5 protein-coding genes and 1 pseudogene are annotated in these 5,316 nt (G+C 65.1%); 3 read left to right on the top strand and 3 right to left on the bottom strand.

What is annotated here, in order from left to right; translation table 11 throughout:
• The 3 genes from EN964_RS23295 to EN964_RS23285 all read right to left on the bottom strand — a co-directional run.
• On the bottom strand, positions 1-1,079 hold a 1,079-nt coding region (locus EN964_RS23295), incomplete at its 3' end, for an acyltransferase (protein WP_164775949.1).
• Between the two features lie 578 nt (positions 1,080-1,657).
• On the bottom strand, positions 1,658-2,899 hold the full coding sequence (locus EN964_RS23290) for an ATP-binding protein (protein WP_127271108.1): 1,242 nt from the start codon (positions 2,897-2,899) through the stop codon (positions 1,658-1,660).
• Positions 2,896-3,624, bottom strand: a complete 729-nt coding sequence (locus tag EN964_RS23285) for a response regulator (RefSeq protein WP_127270461.1) — start codon at positions 3,622-3,624, stop codon at positions 2,896-2,898. The genes EN964_RS23290 and EN964_RS23285 overlap by 4 nt, the downstream gene beginning before the upstream one ends.
• A gap of 211 nt (positions 3,625-3,835) precedes the next feature.
• Here EN964_RS23285 and EN964_RS23280 point away from each other — a divergent pair, with 211 nt between their 5' ends.
• The 3 genes and pseudogenes from EN964_RS23280 to EN964_RS23270 form a co-directional block, all read left to right on the top strand.
• On the top strand, positions 3,836-4,510 hold the full coding sequence (locus EN964_RS23280) for a hypothetical protein (protein WP_127270463.1): 675 nt from the start codon (positions 3,836-3,838) through the stop codon (positions 4,508-4,510).
• 155 nt (positions 4,511-4,665) lie between these two features.
• The gene (locus EN964_RS23275) at positions 4,666-4,872 is read left to right on the top strand and encodes a hypothetical protein (RefSeq protein WP_127270464.1); all 207 of its coding nucleotides are present in this window, start codon (positions 4,666-4,668) and stop codon (positions 4,870-4,872) included.
• Between the two features lie 243 nt (positions 4,873-5,115).
• Positions 5,116-5,316 (top strand): annotated as a pseudogene (locus tag EN964_RS23270) (efflux RND transporter periplasmic adaptor subunit); the annotation flags it as partial.

Genomic DNA, 5,316 nt, shown 5'->3' with positions numbered 1-5,316 from the left:
TGGCTGCCCTGTGCAGAGCGGGTGCGCGCGACATAGGGGAAGTAGCGCTTCAGGCTGTTGAGCGGCCTCTCGAAAACCACCCAGGAAATCCAGGCGGCGACAATCGTGGCGGCGCCCGCGACCAGGAATCGCCCTGGCCCTTGCTCCGAGACGTTGAGTGGAATCCAGGGCTGCGCCTTGACTGCGAGCGACAGCAATATCGGATGATAGAGATAGACGCCGTAGCTGATGCGGCCGAGGCCAAGCAGCGGCGGCACTTCGGCAAGCCTGCCCAGGATGCCGCCAAGGCCGCGCGAACAGGCTGCCACGATGACCATCAGCGGCACCAGGGGCAGGACTTCCCGCAGCAGCCAGCGGGCCCATTCCAGTGTCGGATCGGCGGGCTCCGGGACTAACCACTCGATGACAAGGAATGCGGCCGCGAAGGCAGGCCAGCCCAGCCGCATCCAGTGCGGCAGGCCGGCGCCCCTAAAATGCCAGCAGGCAAGCAGCGCGCCCGACGCCAGCGCATCCATGGATGCCGGCGGCAGCAGGTCGCGCGTCAGCGTCGGCGTGGCGGTGATCGGCCAATAGAAGCGATAGGCCAGCGACAGCGCGATGACGGCGATGCAGATGGCCTCGAAGCGGCGGCGTGGGGCCAGCAGGACGACCAGCGGCCAGGCAAGATAGAACTGCTCCTCGATGCTCAGGCTCCAGAAATGGCCCAGCACCCAAGGGTTCCAGTTATTGTGCAGCGCATACCAGAAGTTCGACAGATAAAGCGCATGCCAGACCAGCGACCCCCTGGACTGATCCAGGTCGACCAGCCAGACGAAACCCAGGACGGCAAAATAGGGCGGGAATATCCGCAACATCCGCCGGATGTAGAAGGAGCGCAGCGCCGGGCCGGTTTCGAATTCGGTGGCCGAGCGCGCCTCCAGGAGCAGGCGCGTGATCAGGAAGCCGCTCAGCACGAAGAACAGCCGCACACCGATATGGCCCCAGAACGAAGGTCCCTCCGCGAAGAAATGGGAATACAACACCATCGTTACGGCGATAGCTCTCAACGCATCAAGTTGGATGTCACGGGCGCTTCCCATCAGCGGCTTCCGCCGGCGTGATATCCGCGATGAGGCCGCCAGCCGGCCGCTTCGAGCGGCAGGCTAAGGCGGACGAGACCCGCCAAGGCACCCGCAAATCCGCGCATTGCGAGCACGGCCGGGCCGGGCTCGAAATCGACGGACGGACAACTCAAGCTGGTCAACCTGGCGGAATCCTCCACGGCGTATGTCCAGTCGCAAACGAGTCCCCCCAGGACATCGTTCGGCTACGGCATTGTGCAGCGCAACACAAAATATCTACCCGGCTGAAATACTTATGTGAGCAAGTGCTAAAAATTGACAAAACCGGCCGGTTCTCGCCATTTCTGGCGAGTTTCCTCAGAATTAAACCTTGGCGTTTAAATTGTGCCGATATTCCCGCCCCGGTTGATTGAGGGGAGCTCTTGGCTTGAGAGCCTAGTTCTTTGTGAAGTCGCAAGAAATTTTGGAATCTATAGTTTGGCTATATGGGTTCGGTCCTGGCTCCGTGGAGATATGATTTGGAACATTGGCTTTGCGCGGTGCAGCATCGTCTCTGTTTTTTCGTCAACGCCGATTACTCGGCTGACCGCTAACCGTTACACCGCGTCGAACACCACCGTCTGTTCCAGCCCGCCGCCCGGGCGGTTTTCCAGCGTTACCGTGCCCCCGTAGCGCTCGATGATCTCCTTGGCGATGGCGAGGCCAAGACCGGCTCCGGGGACGGATTGCAGGCGGCCGGGGTTGACGCGGAAGAAGGGCTCGAACGCCTTGTTCAGGAGTTCCGTGGGTATGCCCGGGCCATGGTCAGATATGGTCAGCACGGCGCGATTGTCGGCTGCGGCCAGGTCGATGCGGCACGCCTTGCCATGGGTGGCGGCGTTGACGATCAGGTTGCGCAAGGCGCGGCGCAGGCCAAGCGCGCCGGCCCGCACGCAAACCTTGTCCAGGTGCCCGATCGACACGGCATGGCCGAGCGATGCCATCTCGGCTTCGATATCGCGCACCGTCTTTGCCAGGTCGACCGGTTCGACGGCGTCCTGGTTCACCTCTTCGCGCACCAGACGGATGGCGCTGTCGGCGATGCGGTCGAGTTCGTCGAGGTCGTGAAGCCATTTGTCGCGTTCGTCGTCGAGGAATTCGGCGCGCAGCCGCATGCGCGTCATCGGCGTTCGCAGATCATGGCCGGCGGCGGCGACCAGCCGCATGCGGCTTTCCATGGCGGTCCGCAGCCGCGACGAGAGTTGGTTCAGCGCATGCGCGGTGGCCTTGACCTCGGCCGAGCCCACTTCCGGCACCGCCGCCAGCACGCCGTCCGATCCGATCTTGGAGACGGCGGCCTCCAGCATCTCGAGCGGGCGGATCAGCACCGAGGTGAAATAGACCGACACCGCCGTGGCGCCGGCGACGATCAGCGAGATCCAGCCGGCCAGAACCAGCCATTCGCGACGCGGCGGCTTGAGGTGCGGCACCTCCATGATCGCCCAGCGGCTGTCAGGCAGGTGCATCGATGCGATCTGGCCGGGTTCGTCCGCCTTCTCGTTGACGACCGCCGGAAAGTCGAGGCCACGGCGGTGCAGGATGTCATTGAGCATCGCCGTTTCCGCACGAGCCATCTTGCCGCCCGCCGGATGGTCGGCGAATTGCACCCGCAGGACGTCGGGGACCGGCCCCGGCAAAAGCCGCACCACCAGTTCCATCTGTTGGGCAATCCAGGGCACGGTCAGTTCCGGCGGCGGTCCGCCGCCGCGCACGCTGATGACGGCGGCCGTCGCCAGGCCGACGACGCCGACGATCGAGGCGACCAGCAGCAGGATGAGACGGCGGCGCAGCGAATTCACGCCTGGCTCTCCACGGTCTCGACGCGCGCGGTGAGCTGGTAGCCGCCATTGCGCACGGTCTTGAACAGCGGCCCGTCGCCGGTGTCGGAAAATTTGCGGCGTAGCCGGCTCACCAGCACATCGACCGAACGCTCGAGCGGGTCGCGCTCGCGGCCTTGCGTCAGGTCGAGAAGCTGGTCACGCGACAAAAGCCGGCCGGGGCGGTCGAGAAACACCTGCAAGAGGTCGAACTCTGCGCCCGTAAGGTCGACGGCCACGCCTTGCGCGTCCGTCACCTTGCGGGTGTCCGGCTCCAGCCTGTAGCCGGCGAAGCGGTACGTACGCGCGCGCAGGGAGGCGGGCGCCTCCTCGGGCGCCGAGCGCCTGAGCACGGCGCGGATGCGGGCAATGAGCTCACGCGGGTTGAACGGCTTGCCGAGATAGTCGTCGGCGCCGAGTTCCAGGCCGATGATGCGGTCGACATCTTCCTTCAGCGCGGTCAGCAGGATGATCGGGGTGTGCGGCTTGCGGTCGCGCAAGCCGCGGCAGATATCGAGCCCCGAGCCGTCCGGCAGCATCACGTCGAGCACGATCAGGTCGAATTGGCCTGAGCCAAGCCGTTGCTCGCATTCGCGCCGGTCCGCCGCCGCCGTGACGCGAAAGCCCTGGCTGTCGAGATAACGCTGGAGAAGCGTCCTGATCTCGCGGTCGTCGTCAACGACGAGGATATGGGGTTGTGACTGCATCAATCGTGCCCTTGCCTTGGCCACGATTATAGGAGGAGCCGCGCCCGAGCGGCATGGAAAATTGCAACCGAACGTTTCCGGGGGCCCGAGGGAAACATTCGGAAACAAATTGCCCTTTTGCGGAAACCTTCGGCAACACGCCGACGCGAAGCGGACAAAGACGCTTCCTATCCTCTGAACTGTCCGAAGCATGAGAGAAAGGAACATCTTTATGCGAAGCAGACTTCTTGCGCTCGGCCTGTTTTCCGTCGCCGCAATTCACCCCGCGCTGGCAGCGCAGCCAGATCCCGGCGCCGGACCAGGCGAGCCGCCACCTGTCGTGGCCATGCAGGACGGCCCAGATCACGGCCCGATGGCTGGACCCGGCCCGCATGAACCGATGCGGCCTGGTTCGCAGGGTTTCGGCCCACAGGGCTTTGGCCCCCGCCGCATGGGTCCGCCGCCGGAGTTCATGCTGGCCGCCCGGCTCGCCGCGCTGGAGACCCGCGTCGGCATCCGCACCGAACAACTCGACGCCTGGCGCGACTACACCAGCGCGCTGCAGGCGGTGCTTTCGCCGCCTCGACCCAACCACGGGCGGCCCGGTAGTGCTGAAGCGAAGGGTCCCGACGCGGCGGGTCCCGGCGGCAAGCCTGATCCTTTCGCGTTCCAGGAAAAGCTGGCCGACGATGTCACCGCCCGCGCGGTTTCGGCCGGTAAACTGAAGGACGCGATCGCGGAACTGCGTGCCAAGCTGACGCCCGAACAACTCGAAGTCCTCGCTTCGGCGGAACGCCCCCATGGATCACCCCCCGGTCCCTGGGGCGGGCCGCCGAACGATGCAGCCGGCCCCAGAGGCCTGCCCAACGATGGCAGGCAGCTCTCGCCCCAGCCCGGGAACGACTGACAACTCTGACCGACTGCACCGGCCGGCCCGGTACCCAACCCGTTCTCGGGCCGGCCGGTTCTCCGGGGGATGGCGGGCGTATCTCCGCCATCCCTCGTTTCAATCACGTCCAGTTCGAATGACGCCAATTCGAACCATGCAATGGAAGCACGACAATGTGGGAAGCCATGATCATGCTGCGGCTGCTCGCGTCCGCCAGCCCGAGGCTCTCGTTCGGTCCTGCCGGGCGCGATATGCCGCTGGCCCTCCCGGTCGACACGCTGAAGGGCGCGATCCGCCTGCGCTTCGCCGCCTGGCGGCTGTCGCTTCCGCTCTCGCAGCCGCTCGACAACCATGGACATCATGACCGCAAGATCGCGTGAACTCCGGCAAGGCGCTTGGCATGTCCTCGCTGATCGGCATAATGATGTTGGTGGGCATCGAGGCCAGCTACTCGACTTTCGAGCAGCTCCGGCCGCCGAGAAGGAGCGCGACATGAGCCGCTTCCAAGCATTGCTCGTCGCCGCCCGCCGACGGGTGCGGCCTATCATCATATGGATCGGCATGCCCCTCGACCAGGCGGTCCATTGCCAACGCGTACACAACTCCAGGGAAAGATCCAGGCCATGATTTCCAAGCCTAGCCAGCCTCGTTTTTCGGCACGCCATCTGGCGCCCTGGGCCGCGATGTTCGCCGCTACCTTTCTGCTGGCGTCCTGCTCGCAGGAGGGCAGCGCCCCCGCCGGCATGGGCGCGCCCGGCAAACCGGAAGTCGGCGTCGTCACCTTGCATCCGCAATCGGTGGCGATCACCGCCGAACTGTCGGGG

The organism is Mesorhizobium sp. M7A.F.Ca.CA.001.10.2.1, assembly GCF_003998575.1.
Taxonomy (GTDB): domain Bacteria; phylum Pseudomonadota; class Alphaproteobacteria; order Rhizobiales; family Rhizobiaceae; genus Mesorhizobium.
This window is presented reverse-complemented; position numbering and strand designations above follow the sequence as displayed.

Excerpts from the sequence above, each read along its gene's own strand:
- EN964_RS23285 (WP_127270461.1), bottom strand. The coding sequence starts at position 3,624 with ATGCAGTCACAACCCCATATCCTCGTCGTTGACGACGACCGCGAGATC.
- EN964_RS23280 (WP_127270463.1), top strand. The coding sequence starts at position 3,836 with ATGCGAAGCAGACTTCTTGCGCTCGGCCTGTTTTCCGTCGCCGCAATT.
- EN964_RS23275 (WP_127270464.1), top strand. The coding sequence starts at position 4,666 with ATGTGGGAAGCCATGATCATGCTGCGGCTGCTCGCGTCCGCCAGCCCG.